Consider the following 14,138-nt stretch of genomic DNA (forward strand, 5'->3'; position numbering starts at 1 on the left):
TTTAAGGCGTCTGGCCAGCCAACGCGGCCAAGGTGTTGGCAAGGGCCGTGCTGGCACGCTGGCCATGGGCGCTGCCCACGCGGCTGTCCAGCAGCTCCACCGCCTGCTGCAGCTGGGCGGCGCTCAGCCCTGCATTCAAGCTGATGCGCATATGCGATTGCAGCTGCGCCTCGGCCCCTGGCAGTGCCGACAGCATGCCGACGGTGGCCAGCTCGCGGCTGTGCCAGTCGAGGTTGTCGCGCTCAAAGATGGCGCCAAACAGGTGCGACTGCAGGTACTCGCCAATGGCAGGCGCAAAGTCAAACAAGGGCCCTTGCACGGGCGCCCCCGCCAACTGGGTCTGGTTGGCGCGGCCGGCCGCGCGCAGCGCATCGCCTTGCGCAATGGCGCGGCTGGGTGGGCAGCCGGGTGCATCGACCATGCCGCTTTTTTCGCGCTGCTGCAGCAGCTGCATAAAGGCGATCAGCGCATTGAGGCTGCGCGGAAAGCCGGCATAGGCGTACAGCTGTACGAGGACTTCGCGGATATCGCTGATAGTCAGGCCGGCCTCCAGCCCGGCCTGCAGGCTGGGCGTCAGCCGCTCCATGTCGCCTGCGGCCGCAAATGCTGCGATCGGCAGGATGGCCTGCTGCTGGGCGCTCAGCAGCTGCGAGGGGGCTTGGGCTTTGCCGTTGGCCGTGCAGGCCTGTGCGCTCGCGGCTGCCGGGCGGGTGGCCGTGCTTTGTGCCGCAGAGTCACCCGCCATTACCACCAGCCCGGTGGCGCACAGCAGCTGCTGCAGGTATTTAGCGGGGGTTGTATTGCGCATCGCTGACGAGCTCCTTCCAGTCGGCGTTCTTGCCGTTCTTGAGATAGGTCACCGCCATATGGCGCATACCGGTAGTGGCGGCGGCGCCATGCCAGTGGCGCACATCGGCATCGATCCAGACGACATCACCGGCCTGGATGTTCTGCCGGGGCTGGCCGTCCTGCTGTATCCAGCCTTTTCCATCGGTGACCACCAGCAGCTGCCCGACAGGGTGGGTGTGCCAGGCGGTGCGGGCGCCCGGCGCAAAGTCGACCATGCCCACGCTGCCCTGCTGCGCGCTGTCGCCCGCGGCCTTGATGTCAACGGCCACATGGCCGCTGAAGTTCTGCGCCGCGCCGATCATCGTGGCCGGTGTGCCGGCCGGGCTGATATGGATGCCCTGGGCCTGCGCGATGCTGCTGCTGATCAGCATGGAGGCGCCTGCTGCAATCAGGTGTTTGCTCATACGGCCTCCTGTGGGGCCCAGTGCTGGCTTCTGTCAGGGATTCGGGTGGGCACAGGCGTGCCTGGGGTGTGGGCTGTATAGCCGTTTATCTGCATATCAACTCCAGGGAAGGGCCGCTGGCGCGGCCGGGTGGTCCATGGCTTGCATGCTAGAGAGGGAACGGCTTTTGATTGAGCCCTTTGGGGCGCATGCCGCCATGAGCGGGGCTCATGAATGGAGGCTCTACGAGGGTGGATTGTGATCAAGCGCAGTCATCTGCTGAGCCGCAATGCGTTGAGCAGCAGCTACCGAGCCCCACGCAAGCGGCAACAAGATCCATCGTTTGGTGTAAGGTGCAGCGGTTCTACTACTTTGAGCGATTGCATGAACGGACCGCTGATAGATACCGTGATTTTTGACCTCGGCAATGTGCTGATCCAATGGGACCCGAGACACTTGTACCGAAAGATTTTTGGCCTGGACGTTGCAGGTATGGAAGCGTTCTTGGCAGAAGTGTGCAGTCCTGATTGGAACGAACGTCAGGACCAGGGCAGGCCATGGAGTGAAGCCATTGCAGAAGCTATTGAAAGGCATCCGTCCCAGGAGGCGAACATTCGTGCCTTCTACGATCGATGGGAGGAAATGATGCCTGGTGCGAACAACGATGTGGTGGACATTTTGAGGGAGCTTGGGCAGCGCCATCTGCGCTTGCTGGCACTGACCAACTGGTCTACCGAAACCTTTCCTATCGCGCAAGCGCGGTTTGACTTTCTCAACTGGTTCGAGGGCATCGTTGTCTCGGGTCTCGAGGGACTGGTAAAGCCTCAAGCCGAGATTTTTGAGCTCACCATCCAACGATTCGGTTTGAGCCCCAGATCCACCCTCTTCATTGATGACAGCCTGCGTAATGTGGAAGCGGCCAGGCGTGTGGGGCTCAATGCCATCCACTTTGTGGGAGTCGATGATCTACGTGCTCGGCTCAGGGAGGCTGGGTTGGATCTTTCTTAAGCGTCTGCCACGCGACGCTTGTTGGTGAGGCTATTGGTGACACCAACGCTCCAGCCAAACCCAAGAAAGCCCGCTGATACCCTCAGCGGGCCTCGCAACGACCACCGCCATCCTGCCCATCAGATGGCAAAAAACTCCCGCATCTCCTCCAGCAACTGTGCCGGCTGCTCTTCGGCGATGTAGTGGCCGCAGTCGAGCGCTTTGCCGCTGACGTCAGCAGCCGCCTCGCGCCACAGGTCCAGCACCGCAAAGCAGCGCCCCACGGCGCCTTCCGCGCCCCATAGCACGCGCAGCGGGGTCAGCACCTGGTGCCCCTTGTCCCTATCGGCCCGGTCGTGCTCCAGGTCGATGCCGGCGGATGCGCGGTAGTCCTCGCAGATGGCGGTGGCGGTGCCCGGGATGGCGATGCAGCGCAGGTACTCTTGCAGCGCCTCGGGCGCGAAGGCGGCCAGGCCGGCATGGCGGCGTCCCATGACATCGCGAATATAGGCGGCAGGGTCGGCGTCAATCAGCCGCTCTGGCAGCGGCGCTGGCTGGATCAGAAAGAACCAGTGCCAGTAGGCCTTGGCGAAGGCTTCCGTGGTTTGCTCGTACATGGCCAGGGTCGGTGCAATATCGAGCAGCATGGCGCGCGTCACCCGGCCCGGATGGTCCAGCAGCAGCCGGTGGGCCACGCGGGCGCCCCGGTCATGGGCGGCAAGGCGAAACTGCGCAAAGCCCAGGCGGGTCATCAGATCGGCCATGTCCTGGGCCATCGTGCGCTTGCTGTAGGCGGCGTGGTGCGGGCTGGCCCCGGGGCGGGCCGAATCGCCATAGCCGCGCAGGTCGGCGCAGACGACGCTGAACTTCTCGGCCAAGGTCGGGGCCACGCGGTGCCACATCACATGGCTCTGCGGATGGCCATGCAGCAGCAGCAGCGCGGGGCCGCTGCCCCCGACGCGGCAACGGATCACGGTGCCATTGACGGCTATATCGCGGGTGTCAAAACGCTCGAACATCAGGCTTTTCCTCCAAAGCTGGCCGGTTGCTGGGCGCGTGGCGTCGCGCCCAATTGCTGGCGGGTGCGCAGGGCCACATCTTGGAGCCAAGGATAGGCCGCCCAGTGGCGCTGCGCAAAATGTGTGATCTCTGTCTGGTACGTCAGTGACATGCCGATCAGGTCTCTGCGTTCCAGCTGCATGCGGTGGTGGCGCTCCGACAGGCTAAAACGCGCGTCCACGCCCGGGCTCTTGACCCGGAGCGTCTGCAAGTCGATATGGACCTGTGAGGTCTCCAGGCTGCCTGCATCGGCCATGAGCTGGGCGATGTCTGCCTCAGGCAGCATGACCAGCAGCAGCTGGTTGTTCATCGCATTGGAGTAGAAGATTTCTCCAAAGCTGGGCGCGATGATGGCCTGTATGCCGTACTGCTGCAGCCCCCAGACGGCGTGCTCTCGGCTGGAGCCGCAGCCAAAATTGGCGCCAGCCACCAGGATCTCGACATCGGCGCGCTCGGGCTGGTTCAGCACAAAGCCTGGGCGCCGGTGGCCTGCGGCATCAAAACGCAGGTCATACAGCAGGCCCTTGTCCAGCCCGGCCTTGTCGATGCCGTGCAGAAACTGCTTGGGCATGATCTGGTCGGTGTCCAGGTTCTCGATGGCCAAAGCGGCCATCTTACCGCTCAGGATATGTTGCTCACGCATGGCGGGTCTCCAGACGGCGAACGTCGGTAATGGTGCCGGTGATGGCGGCGGCGGCTGCCATCGCAGGGCTCATCAGGTGGGTGATGGCGCCGCGTCCCTGGCGCCCTTCGAAGTTGCGGTTGGTGGTGGAGGCGCAGCGCACACCGTCTGTCAGGATATCGCCGTTCATCGCCAGGCACATGGAGCAGCCAGGCTCGCGCCATTCAAAGCCAGCCTCCAGCAGCAGGCTGGCAATGCCTTCTGCTTCTGCCTGCTGCTTGACCGCGCCGGAGCCCGGCACCACCATGGCACGGACCCCTTGAGCCACCTGGCGCCCGCGCACCACCTCGGCCACGGCCCGCAGGTCTTCCATACGGGCGTTGGTGCAGGAGCCGATAAAGACATGCTGGATGGCGATGCCTTCGAGCGGTGTGCCTGCGGCGAGCCCGGTATAGCGCAGCGCCTGCTCGGTACTGCGGCGCAGGGGCCCGGCGGCCTGTGTCTCGGGATCGGGCACTGCACCGCCAATGGGCGCGACCTGGTCCGGGCTGGTGCCCCAGGTCACATGCGGGGGCACGTCGCTGGCGTCAAAACGGTGCTCCACATCGAACACCGCGCCTGCATCGCTGCGCAGGCTGGCCCAGTGCTGCAGGGCGGCCTGCCGGAGGGGGCCGTTCAGGTCTGCGGAGCGCGCCAGCACGTAGTCTGCGGCCTTTTGGTCGGGCGCAATCAGGGCGCCACGGGCACCTGCCTCGACGGCCATGTTGCACACGGTAAAGCGGGCTTCGATCGACATGGCGTCAAATGCCGTGCCGCAGAACTCGATCACATGGCCCCGGGCACCCTGGGCGCCGATATGGCCGATGACCATCAGGATCAGGTCCTTGGCGCTGGTGCCCAGCGGCAGCACGCCATCGACCTGGATGCGCATGTCCTTGGCGAGCCGGTACACCAAGGTCTGCGTGGCCAGCACATGCTCGACTTCCGAGGTACCGATGCCAAAGCCCAGTGCGCCCAGCGCACCGTAGGTGGTCGTGTGCGAATCGCCGCAAATGACCACCATGCCGGGGCGGACCATGCCGTGCTCAGGCGCCACCACATGCTCGATGCCTTGCAGCGCATCCTGGGTGTCGAACATGGGAATGCCGTGCTGCTCGCAGTTCTTGCGCAGCTTGCTGGCCTGCAGCGCGGGTGCGGCATCGCGGATGACCCGGATGGCGCCGGGGTCGGTCGGAATCACGTGGCTGACGACGGCCATGTTCTGGCCGGGCATCAGCACATTGCGACCTTGTTCGTCCAGGCCGGCAAAGGCCTGGGGGCTGGTGTACTCGTTCATCAAGTGCAGGTCGCAGAACAGCAAGACGTTCTGCGCGTCGAGCTGGGCGACGGTATGGGCGTCGACCAGCTTGCGGTAAAGGGTTCGGTGCATGGGGGTGCTCTGTGTACGCGATGGCTCCGAGTCTCACAGCTGAGGCAGAAATATACAATGCGCGGCAGAGCACGACTTTCGGTCGCTGGAGTTACGAATGGATGGATTTTCTGACATCGCCTTTTTTGCGCTGCTCAGCAAAGAGGGCAGCATGCGCAGCGCGGCCCAGCAGCTGGGTGTCACGGGCCCCGCCGTCAGCAAGCGTCTTGCGGCACTCGAAGCCCGGCTGGGTGCCCGGCTGATGCAAAGAACCACCCGCCGCATGAGCCTGACGCCTGAGGGCGAGCGCTACCTGGTCGAAGGTGCGCGTCTGCTCTCCGAGCTTGGTTCGCTGGAGCGCGCCATTGGCGGAGCCGCCGCCGTGCCGCAGGGCCTGTTGCGGGTCAATGCCACCTTTGGCTTTGGGCGCCGGCATATTGCGCCAGCGCTGGGAACATTCGCACAGCGCTTTCCAGAGGTGGAGCTGCAGCTGCAGCTGAGCGACCGGCCTGCCGACCTGCTGGAGGACCGTTTTGACCTGGTGGTCCGCATGGGCGATATGCCGGATTCCCGCTGGACGGCGAGGGTGCTGGCACGCAACCGCCGTGTGCTTTGTGCCTCGCCGCGCTATCTGCAAGCAATGGGCGCGCCATCATCGCCCCAGGAACTGACGCGCCACGCCTGCCTTTTTATCCGCGAGGGCGACGAGGCGTTTGGCACCTGGCATCTGCGCAATGGCGCGCAGACAGAAACCGTGAAGGTGCGGGGGCCGCTGAGTGCCAACGATGGAGAGTTGGCCACGGCCTGGGCGATGGCCGGGCACGGCATCTTGATGCGCTCGGAGTGGGAGGTGGGCCCACTGCTGCGCGCGGGCCAGCTCCAGCCGGTGTTGCCGCAATGGCGGCTGCCACCGGCCGATATCTATCTGCAGTTCCATGGCGGGGCCCATCTTCCCGCCAAGACCAAGGCCTTGGTGGACCATCTGGTCGAGGTGTTTGCGCCGCAGCGCCCGCCGGGGAGGGCGGATGCCAGCTGGTGATGGGCGATGGAAGGCGGGCCGTGACCCGCAGGGAGCTTGCCCGGGATGGAGCAAGCGCTGCGAGTGCCACAGCCCTGAGCAACACTACTGCGCCAGCACGCGGAAGGTCAGCGTGTAGTTGTAGCCATAGGTCGGCGCGGCAGCGCCTTCGGGGGCTGGGGCGCGGTGGCGCACCAGGGCCATGTAGATGCCTGGCTTGCTCGGGGTCCAGCTGATGTCGCCTTGCGCGTCGGTGCTGAGCTCATCCACGCTGTTCTGGCCTTGCAGGTCCATCGCTGAGCGGTAGATGCTGACCTTTTGGTCTGCCAGCGGCTTGCCATCAAAGTGCACCGCAAAGTTGAATTTCTCTGCGGCGAACACGTCGCTCGGGTGCGTGCTGGGCACGATCTCCAGCCCTTTGCCGTAAGGCTTGATGGGGGTGGGCGCACCGGCGGTGACATAGGCATCGGAGACCGACAGCGACTGGTAGTGCAGCTTCATCACGCCACCTTCGGGCATGACCGCCTTGGGGTCGCGCACGACGATGGTTTTGCCATTCACTTCCCAGCTGCGGAAGATGGCGCCCAGGCGCGGGCCGCTGGAGAGGCGGTACGTGCCTTTTTCGTCGGGCAGTTTTTGCTCCGCCACTGTGCGGGTCTTGAACTGGTGCACATCGCCAAAGGGCAGTGTGGTGCCCGAGGGCGTGGTGATGCTGAACGGCGTGGCGCCAAATTGGACTTCGGACAGGAAGAGTTTTTCTGCAAAGCCCGCATCCACACTGAGGGTGGATTTGGGCTGCACATCAAACACGCTGGGCAGCAGAAAGGGCATGTGGGCCTGGGCGGCGTTCAGGCTGAACGTCGCGGCAAGCGCAGCAAACAGGTGGCGCGCTTGCATGGCTTACTGGCCTGCCATATCGGCTGCGTTGACCACGCCGTCGCCGTTGCGGTCGGCGTTCTTGAAGGTCTTGTTGGCGATATCGATTTCCTCTTCGATGCTCAGCTTGCCATCCTTGTTGGTGTCGAGGATGTGGAAGCGCACGTGGGCCTGCTTGATGCTGCCTTCGTACTGCTGGTCGGGCTTCTTGCCTGCGGCGGCGTACTGGGCCTTGAGGCGTCCTTCAAACTCGGCCACGTATTCGTCCTCGCTCAGCCAGCCATCCTTGTTGGTGTCGGCGGCGACAAAGCGCTCTTTGCGCAGGGTGTCGTATTCGTCCCGGGTGACGACGCCGTCGCGGTTGGCGTCATAGCCGCCCATGAAGGCATTGTGGCCGTGGCCGCCCACGGGGGTGGCCGGGCCCTTGGCTTCGGTTTTGGCGGCAGCGGCGGGCGCTGCGGTCTTGCTGTCGTTGTTGCTGGCGCAGGCGCTGAGCAGCGCGGCGGCTGCAACGGCGGTCATGGCGGCGGAAAAGCGGTTCATGCTGGGGTCCTTTCGTGGTGGGAGAAAAGCTTAGAAATTGACGTTCAACGACACGGCGTAGGTGCGGCCCGGGTTGGTCAGCAGCTGGATGTCGCGCTGGTCCTTGGCAACGGAGGGCTGCAGGCTGCGGCTGCTGGCGTAATCCCAGTAGCGCTTGTCCGTCAGGTTGTAGATGCCGACATTGAGGCGCGCGTTCTTGTTGATCTGCCAGTAGCCCGACAGATCGAACAGCGCATACCCGGGCACGCGGAACTGCTCGATGCTGGAGTCGGCAATGTCGGTGCCGGCATTGGTATAGCTCTCGCGGTTGGTCGCCTGGGCCTGCTTGCCGGCTACAAAGGTGCCGGTCATGTTGACGCCCCAGGCGCGCATGGGCGCGTCATAGCCTACGCCGATGACGGCCTTGCGCGGCTGGACGGTATCCAGCGGCACATCCTTGTCACCCGCGTAGTTGGATTTGGAGGTGCCATGGGCCAGGCCCAGCGCCCAGGTCGAGTACAGGCCCTTCACGGCGGGTGCCCACTGGCCGTGGTCCAGGCGGGCGCTCATTTCCAGACCGTAGATCGTGGCTTCGTCGCGGTTCTCGGCCTGGTAGATGGTGCCGATGTGTGCGGGTACGTTGCCGAACTTGTCCGGCGCGCTGGCGCGGGTGTAGCGGGTGTAGCCGATGAAGTCCTTGTAGCGCGTGTAGAAGGTCGATGCATTGAACAGCACGCCGTCGGTGGGCGATCCCTTGACGCCGATCTCAAAGGCGTTGCTGGTCTCTTGCTTGAGGTTGCTGTTGCCGATCAGCGCGTACTGGGCGGAGCCCGCGTAGTTCTGGTCCATGTTCCAGGAGCCGAACACTTCGCCAGCGGTCGGTGCACGGCCGCTGCGCTTGTACTGGCCGTAGGCGATGAACTTGGGCGTCAGCTCATAGGTCAGGCCCAGGCTCGGGCTCCAGATGGTGCTGCTGAGGTTGCTGTACAGCTTGGAGGCCGCGTCTTCGGTCAACGCGCCTTCGGCAAAATCGCCCAGGTGCTTGGGTTCGACCTTGACCCGGTCCACGCGCAGCGCCGGGATCACGCCCAGGCGCTTGCCGCCCACATCAAAACCAATGTCATCCTGGATAAAGGCGCCCAGGCGCGTGGTGTCGGTGTCGGGCTGCGGCTTCATGTAGCCGGCCACGTTCCAGGGGCGCTCCTGGCTTTGCGTCTGTGCGTTGAAGCCAAAGCTGATGCGGTGGCGGTCGATGCGCTTGTCGCCGGTGGTCGAGAGGCCCCAGGCCTTGGTCTTGTTTTGCGACAGGTTGCGCGTGGTGGCGCCGCTCGCCAAGGTGGTGGTGTCGGTCACGTCTTCGGTATCGGTGTTCTGGAAGAACAGGCGCGTGTCTAGCTGATCGACAAAGGCGCTGCTGGGTGTCCACAGGTGCGACAGCTGCAGCGTGTTGCGGCTGGTGTCACTGTCTTGCATATTGTTTTGCGTGATGGCGCTGTTGTCGGTGCTCCAGCCATAGAACTGGCTCTGGTTGCTGCGACGGTACAGGTCGGCAGACAGCTCCAGGCGGTTCTCGGCATCGATCTGCAGGCCGCCCTTCATCAGCAGTGCGTTGGAATGCCAGTCTTCCGGCGATGCCTTGATGCCCAGGGCGCTGTTGTTCTGCGTCTCCTTGCCATCACGGCGCGAGAAGGCGATCAGGCCATCGAGGCTGCCCGACTTGCCCGCTGCGGTGATGCTTTCGTTCCAGGAATGGTCGGCCGAGTCAAAGCCGAGCTTGCCGCCGAAATAGCGGGTGTTGCCATTGCGCAAGAAGTCACTGGCCGACTTGGTCTTGAAGCTGACGGCGCCGCCAATGCCGCCCGCTGCGCGCCGGGCCGTGGTGGTGCCCGACTGGATGCCGACCGAGGAGAACATCTCGGGGTCGATAAAGTCGCGGCCAATGCCAAAGGTGTTGTTGCCGGCGCGGCTCACATAGGGGCGGGTGCTGGCATCGGGCATTTCAATGCCGTCCACATCCATGCCGATGCGGTTGCCTTCGATACCGCGAATGTTGTAGCCCGTGGTGCCCGAGCGGTCAAAGCTGCTGCGGTTGCGGCTGGTGCCCGATGCGGTGCCGGGGGCCGACACCAGGGGCTGGTAGCGCGAGATGTCCGCCATGCTGTTGGCTTTTTCCAGCTCCTCGCCGGAGATCACGGTCACCGTGCCGGGGGCCTTCTCGGCCTTGCCGAGCACCGTGACCTGCGGCATGGTCGATTCTGCCTGCCCCAGTTGCGCCAGTTGCATTGGCTGATCCGGCGCAGCCTGCTGCGCCAGGGCGCCGGCAGACACCAGCGCGGCCACAGCGGCGGCCAGGTAACGGGGTTGGAGAGTGGAAGTGGCGCGCGCAGAGATACGCTGCGCCTGGGAAGAGGTGCGAGAAGCCATAGGGTCCAGCCAGTTAAAGCAAGGGGGAAGAAAAGACTGCTGGCTACTGACCTGGGCTGCATGCGGATGATGCAGGCTGAGGGGTCTGCTGCGGAACCCTTATAAGGGGTGGTGCAGGAGGCCCTGGTGGCATGGTGTTGTTATTGCTGGCGCCTGTAAAACGCCATTCTATATAAAAATGATTATCATTTGCGTCGAATTTCTTACATGTGCGTAGTTCGCAACACGGCGGGCAGATCGGCTACGGTGGCCACCTCGCTGTGGCGCAATGCATCCACCACCACGCGCATCGCAGGCGACATGCCGCGCCGGTGCGGGTAGTAGAGGTGGTAGCCGCTAAAGGGCTGGCACCAGTCGTCCAGCACCCGCACCAGTTCACCGTGCGCAAGGTGGGGCGCGGCCATGTCTTCGGGCACATAGGTCAGGCCGTATCCGGCGAGTGCTGCGCGCAGCATGGCGCGGCTTCCGTTGAACACCCATTGGCCCTGCACGCGCACCTGCACGGCGGCGCCATCTTTCTCCAGCTCCCAGGCCATCAGCCCGCCATGGGTGGGCAGGCGCATGGTGATGCACTGGTGGGCGGCCAGGTCCTGTGGCGTCTGGGGCGGGGGCATGCGCTGCAGGTAGTCGGGCGTTGCGACAATCGCCATGCGCCAGTCGGGCCCGATGCGCACCGCAATCATGTCCTTGGCGACCTGGTCACCCAGGCGTATGCCCATGTCAAAACGCTGCGCGACGATATCGCCCAGTCCATAGTCGACATTGATCTCGATGGACACATCCGGGTAGCGCTGCATCACTGGCGCCAGCTTGGGCCACAGCACGGTGTTGGCCGCATGCTCGGCCGTGGTGATGCGGACATGGCCGCGCGGCGTGTCCCGAAAATCGCTGAGCGCGGCGACGCCAGATTCAATCTCGTCAAAGCCCGGGCCGATGCGGGCCAGCAGATAGGCGCCCGCCTCGGTGGGCGAGACGCTGCGCGTGGTGCGGCTGAGCAGGCGCACGCCCATGCGGGCCTCCAGGCCCCGGATGGTGTGGCTGAGCGCCGACTGCGATACGCCCAGTTGCGCAGCGGCTTTGGTGAAGCTGCCTTCCCGCGCGACCGCGACAAAGGCCAACAAGTCATTGATGTTTTCGCGCGGCATGGCGGGGTCCTGCTGAGGGCTGGCTGGCGTTGCTGAACGTCATCGTCATTTTCATAGGGTGGGTAGATCAGACTATATGGAATATGATCAACTCGCTGATAACGCGAGTCCAGGTGAAGCGCGCAGGGCCAGCCCGCGTGGGAGGCCTGAAGCTTCGCTGCTGATCGCACCGAACAATTCAATGAGAGGATATGACACCATGAAAAAGCCTGCTGCACGCCAACTGCCCGCCTTGGTACTGGCCACCGTCCTGGGTAGCCTGGCCTTGGCCGCGTCTGCCGCGCCCCTGTCGTTTCTCAACCAGACCATCACCGCCAGCGTGCCGGCCAAGGATGTGCCCGCGCTGCGCAAGGCCGTGGGCGATGTGCTGAACAATGCCGCTGACAAGAGCACCACGCAGTGGACCAGCAGCCAGGGCCCGCGCCACCGCCAGGTGCAGATGGCGCTGACGCCGCTGCAAACCAGCCAGACCCAAAAGGCCGATACCTGCCGCCTGCTGAATGTGGAAGCGAGCCGCCCCACCGGCAAGCTCAAGGAGGAATGGCAGTTCTGGTTCTGCAAGCAAGCAGACGGCAGCTGGAAGGCCAGCGCCCAGTAAACAGGCAGCCGGGGCGCCGCTGCCTGACCCGGTAGGCGCGGCCTGCTGGCGGGTCTGATATTGCCAATCCACCGGTGGGGGAGTGACTCATGATGCAAAAAAAGAGACTGCTGCCCGCGCGCAAGCTGGGCACCGCATGGCTGGCCGGCGTGCTGAGCCTGGGCACCATCAGCAGCGCGATGGCCTGCACGCGGGTGGTCTACCTGGGCGCGCATGACCAGGTGATCACCGCCCGCTCGATGGACTGGAAAAACGACATCACCAGCAACCTCTGGGTCTTGCCACGCGGCATGGAGCGCACCGGCCAGGCAGGGCCCAACTCGCTGCGCTGGACCTCTCGCTACGGCAGCCTGGTGACCTCGGGCTACGACGTCTCCACCACTGACGGCGTCAACGAAGCGGGGCTGAGCGCCAACCTGCTGTGGCTGGCCGAGTCGCAGTACCCCGCGTTCGATGACAAGAGCAAACCGGGCCTGACGATTGCCGCCTGGGCCCAGTATGTGCTCGACAACTTTGCGACCGTGGCCGAGGCTGTCCAGGCGCTGGAGCAGCAGCCCTTCACCATCGTCTCGGACAATGTGCCTGGCGAGGACCGGCTCACCACCTTGCACCTGTCGATGTCGGACGCCAGTGGCGACAGCGCCATTGTCGAGTACATCGGCGGCCGCCAGGTCATCCACCACAGCCGCAGCTACCAGGTGATGACCAATTCGCCCACCTTTGACGAGCAGCTGGCGCTCAACAGCTACTGGAAGCAGATTGGCGGCACCGTCATGCTGCCGGGCACCAACCGGGCGGCCGACCGCTTTGCCCGCGCGTCGTTCTATGTGAAAGCCGTGCCGCAGGACCAGGAGCCCAACAAGGCGCTGGCCAGTGTGTTCAGCGTGATCCGCAATGTCTCCGTGCCCTATGGCATCACGACCCCGGACCAGCCCAATATCTCCTCGACGCGCTGGCGCACGGTGTTCGACCACCAACGCAAGCTTTACTTCTTTGAATCGGCCCTGACGCCCAATACCTTTTGGGTGGACCTGAAGGCGCTGAACTTCAGCCGCGACACCGGCAAGGTGATGAAGCTCGATCTGGGCCCGAACCAGAACCATGCGTTTGCTGGCGATGCCACGGCATCGTTCCAGCCCTCGGAGCCGTTCAAGTTCTTGGGGCTGCAGTAAGGCGGTGCTTGACGAGGTCCGCCATCTGGCGGGCCGCGCAGGCTGTTCAGCTCACACCGCCCAACGATGGGGCTCGCCGATAAAGCGCTTTAACTGCTCGGTGAACACGCGCAGTTTGGCACTGGGCTCCACTGGCGCGCGCAGCAGATGGATGTCGGAATGCAAGCAGGTGCTGTCGCTGGGGCCGGCATTCAATTTCAGCAGATGCCCCGTGGCAATGTCGTTGCCCACTACCCAATCGGGTAACAGCGCAATGCCCACGCCCGCCAGCGCAGCCAAGCGCATGGCTTCAAAATCATCACAACGAAAAACGGCCTGGTCTGGCAAAACGCCATGTCCGAGAAAGTCAGACCAGCCCAGCAAATCTGCGCCATGCAGTTTATCGATGAGCTGGTAACTTGGTAAATCGTCCAGGGATTTTGGTGCACCCACTGCGGAGATGTACAAAGGGCTGGCACACAGCGTACGGATTTGCGTGGCGATCTTGGTGGCGACCAGAGAACTGTCCGGAAGTTTGCCTATCCTTATCACCGCATCCAGGCGCTCAGCCACAGGATCTGCAAGCCGCTCTGTCAAATCCAGCTCCACGCGCAATTGGGGGTGGGTCTTGGCCAGCAAAGCCACCACAGGAATCACGTACCGCTTGCCGAATGTGGGAAAGCAGGCCACGCGCAAAACACCATGGGCTCCACCACTCAGGGCCGCAATTTCCTGTTGCGCATCTGCCAACTCGTCCAGCACGCGCTTGGCTCTGACAAGCAGCGCAGCACCAGCCTCGGTCAAGGTGATGAGCCGCGTAGAGCGCCTGAAAACAGGCGTTCCAAGACGCGCTTCGAGCGTGTCAATGCTGCGCGTGATCGACGAGGGGGCGACCCCCATGCGCCGAGCTGCTGCGGAGAAGCTGCCTTCACGGGTAACGTGGACAAACACCTCCAGAAACTCAGCGATGCGCTCAGCGCCCATATTTGCATTTCCCGCAAAACCGTTAACGAATTCTGGCCAGTTATCACGCGGGGCCTGGCCCCGTACCATCGAATCCATTGTAGTTGAGCTGATTTCGCTCGAAGAAGGAGTC

Annotated in this window: 14 protein-coding genes; 4 read left to right on the forward strand and 10 right to left on the reverse strand. The window is 63.9% G+C overall.

The window, feature by feature from the left end; translation table 11 throughout:
• Position 1 precedes the first annotated feature (1 nt).
• Together WH265_RS13750 and WH265_RS13755 are read right to left on the reverse strand one after the other, a co-directional pair.
• A complete protein-coding gene (locus tag WH265_RS13750) occupies positions 2 to 808 on the reverse strand; it encodes a carboxymuconolactone decarboxylase family protein (protein WP_339558643.1) in 807 nt (268 codons plus the stop codon).
• Positions 786 to 1,253: a (R)-mandelonitrile lyase gene (locus WH265_RS13755; RefSeq protein WP_339558644.1), complete on the reverse strand. Its 468-nt coding sequence runs from the start codon at positions 1,251 to 1,253 to the stop codon at positions 786 to 788. Before WH265_RS13755 ends, WH265_RS13750 begins: the two co-directional genes overlap by 23 nt.
• Positions 1,254 to 1,616: 363 nt before the next feature.
• Here WH265_RS13755 and WH265_RS13760 point away from each other — a divergent pair, with 363 nt between their 5' ends.
• Positions 1,617 to 2,240 (forward strand): HAD family hydrolase, encoded by a 624-nt coding sequence (locus WH265_RS13760; RefSeq protein WP_339537415.1) that lies wholly within the window; start codon positions 1,617 to 1,619, stop codon positions 2,238 to 2,240.
• Between the two features lie 119 nt (positions 2,241 to 2,359).
• On the opposite strand, the gene WH265_RS13765 is transcribed toward WH265_RS13760, so the two are convergent.
• The 3 genes from WH265_RS13765 to leuC are packed head-to-tail and all read right to left on the reverse strand — an operon-like array spanning position 2,360 to position 5,329.
• The gene (locus WH265_RS13765) at positions 2,360 to 3,238 is read right to left on the reverse strand and encodes an alpha/beta fold hydrolase (RefSeq protein WP_339558645.1); all 879 of its coding nucleotides are present in this window, start codon (positions 3,236 to 3,238) and stop codon (positions 2,360 to 2,362) included.
• A complete protein-coding gene (gene leuD, locus WH265_RS13770) occupies positions 3,238 to 3,921 on the reverse strand; it encodes a 3-isopropylmalate dehydratase small subunit (RefSeq protein ID WP_339558646.1) in 684 nt (227 codons plus the stop codon). Before leuD ends, WH265_RS13765 begins: the two co-directional genes overlap by 1 nt.
• A complete protein-coding gene (gene leuC / locus WH265_RS13775) occupies positions 3,914 to 5,329 on the reverse strand; it encodes a 3-isopropylmalate dehydratase large subunit (protein ID WP_339558647.1) in 1,416 nt (471 codons plus the stop codon). Before leuC ends, leuD begins: the two co-directional genes overlap by 8 nt.
• A gap of 97 nt (positions 5,330 to 5,426) precedes the next feature.
• On the opposite strand from leuC, the gene WH265_RS13780 reads away from it, so the two are divergent.
• Positions 5,427 to 6,347: a LysR family transcriptional regulator gene (locus tag WH265_RS13780; RefSeq protein ID WP_339558648.1), complete on the forward strand. Its 921-nt coding sequence runs from the start codon at positions 5,427 to 5,429 to the stop codon at positions 6,345 to 6,347.
• An 84-nt stretch (positions 6,348 to 6,431) separates the two neighbouring features.
• Here WH265_RS13780 and WH265_RS13785 read toward each other — a convergent pair whose 3' ends face one another.
• The 4 genes from WH265_RS13785 to WH265_RS13800 all read right to left on the reverse strand — a co-directional run bounded on the left by WH265_RS13785 (position 6,432) and on the right by WH265_RS13800 (position 11,293).
• Entirely contained in the window at positions 6,432 to 7,223 is a 792-nt protein-coding gene (locus tag WH265_RS13785) for a DUF4198 domain-containing protein (RefSeq protein WP_021025468.1), read from the reverse strand.
• A gap of 3 nt (positions 7,224 to 7,226) precedes the next feature.
• Positions 7,227 to 7,745 carry a hypothetical protein gene (locus tag WH265_RS13790; protein ID WP_339558649.1) on the reverse strand — a complete coding sequence of 173 codons (519 nt, stop codon included), beginning with the start codon at positions 7,743 to 7,745 and terminating at the stop codon, positions 7,227 to 7,229.
• Between the two features lie 30 nt (positions 7,746 to 7,775).
• Positions 7,776 to 10,148 (reverse strand): TonB-dependent hemoglobin/transferrin/lactoferrin family receptor, encoded by a 2,373-nt coding sequence (locus tag WH265_RS13795; protein WP_339558650.1) that lies wholly within the window; start codon positions 10,146 to 10,148, stop codon positions 7,776 to 7,778.
• Between the two features lie 203 nt (positions 10,149 to 10,351).
• Positions 10,352 to 11,293 (reverse strand): LysR family transcriptional regulator, encoded by a 942-nt coding sequence (locus tag WH265_RS13800; protein ID WP_021025471.1) that lies wholly within the window; start codon positions 11,291 to 11,293, stop codon positions 10,352 to 10,354.
• A 199-nt stretch (positions 11,294 to 11,492) separates the two neighbouring features.
• On the opposite strand from WH265_RS13800, the gene WH265_RS13805 reads away from it, so the two are divergent.
• Positions 11,493 to 11,891: a hypothetical protein gene (locus WH265_RS13805; RefSeq protein WP_052329756.1), complete on the forward strand. Its 399-nt coding sequence runs from the start codon at positions 11,493 to 11,495 to the stop codon at positions 11,889 to 11,891.
• A 179-nt stretch (positions 11,892 to 12,070) separates the two neighbouring features.
• Positions 12,071 to 13,063: a linear amide C-N hydrolase gene (locus tag WH265_RS13810; protein WP_312987804.1), complete on the forward strand. Its 993-nt coding sequence runs from the start codon at positions 12,071 to 12,073 to the stop codon at positions 13,061 to 13,063.
• Positions 13,064 to 13,114: 51 nt separating this feature from the next.
• On the opposite strand, the gene WH265_RS13815 is transcribed toward WH265_RS13810, so the two are convergent.
• The gene (locus tag WH265_RS13815) at positions 13,115 to 14,104 is read right to left on the reverse strand and encodes a LysR family transcriptional regulator (protein ID WP_339558651.1); all 990 of its coding nucleotides are present in this window, start codon (positions 14,102 to 14,104) and stop codon (positions 13,115 to 13,117) included.
• Positions 14,105 to 14,138 lie beyond the last annotated feature (34 nt).

It is taken from the genome of Comamonas sp. MYb396 (assembly GCF_037479555.1).
In the GTDB taxonomy this organism is placed as follows: domain Bacteria; phylum Pseudomonadota; class Gammaproteobacteria; order Burkholderiales; family Burkholderiaceae_C; genus Comamonas.

Bases quoted from the DNA above. Each gene is read 5' to 3' on its own strand.
- leuC (WP_339558647.1), bottom strand. From the start codon at position 5,329: ATGCACCGAACCCTTTACCGCAAGCTGGTCGACGCCCATACCGTCGCC.
- WH265_RS13805 (WP_052329756.1), top strand. From the start codon at position 11,493: ATGAAAAAGCCTGCTGCACGCCAACTGCCCGCCTTGGTACTGGCCACC.
- WH265_RS13765 (WP_339558645.1), bottom strand. From the start codon at position 3,238: ATGTTCGAGCGTTTTGACACCCGCGATATAGCCGTCAATGGCACCGTG.
- WH265_RS13760 (WP_339537415.1), top strand. From the start codon at position 1,617: ATGAACGGACCGCTGATAGATACCGTGATTTTTGACCTCGGCAATGTG.
- WH265_RS13800 (WP_021025471.1), bottom strand. From the start codon at position 11,293: ATGCCGCGCGAAAACATCAATGACTTGTTGGCCTTTGTCGCGGTCGCG.
- WH265_RS13795 (WP_339558650.1), bottom strand. From the start codon at position 10,148: ATGGCTTCTCGCACCTCTTCCCAGGCGCAGCGTATCTCTGCGCGCGCC.
- WH265_RS13815 (WP_339558651.1), bottom strand. From the start codon at position 14,104: ATGGATTCGATGGTACGGGGCCAGGCCCCGCGTGATAACTGGCCAGAA.
- WH265_RS13790 (WP_339558649.1), bottom strand. From the start codon at position 7,745: ATGAACCGCTTTTCCGCCGCCATGACCGCCGTTGCAGCCGCCGCGCTG.
- WH265_RS13750 (WP_339558643.1), bottom strand. From the start codon at position 808: ATGCGCAATACAACCCCCGCTAAATACCTGCAGCAGCTGCTGTGCGCC.
- WH265_RS13780 (WP_339558648.1), top strand. From the start codon at position 5,427: ATGGATGGATTTTCTGACATCGCCTTTTTTGCGCTGCTCAGCAAAGAG.
- WH265_RS13785 (WP_021025468.1), bottom strand. From the start codon at position 7,223: ATGCAAGCGCGCCACCTGTTTGCTGCGCTTGCCGCGACGTTCAGCCTG.
- WH265_RS13755 (WP_339558644.1), bottom strand. From the start codon at position 1,253: ATGAGCAAACACCTGATTGCAGCAGGCGCCTCCATGCTGATCAGCAGC.
- WH265_RS13810 (WP_312987804.1), top strand. From the start codon at position 12,071: ATGGCCTGCACGCGGGTGGTCTACCTGGGCGCGCATGACCAGGTGATC.
- leuD (WP_339558646.1), bottom strand. From the start codon at position 3,921: ATGCGTGAGCAACATATCCTGAGCGGTAAGATGGCCGCTTTGGCCATC.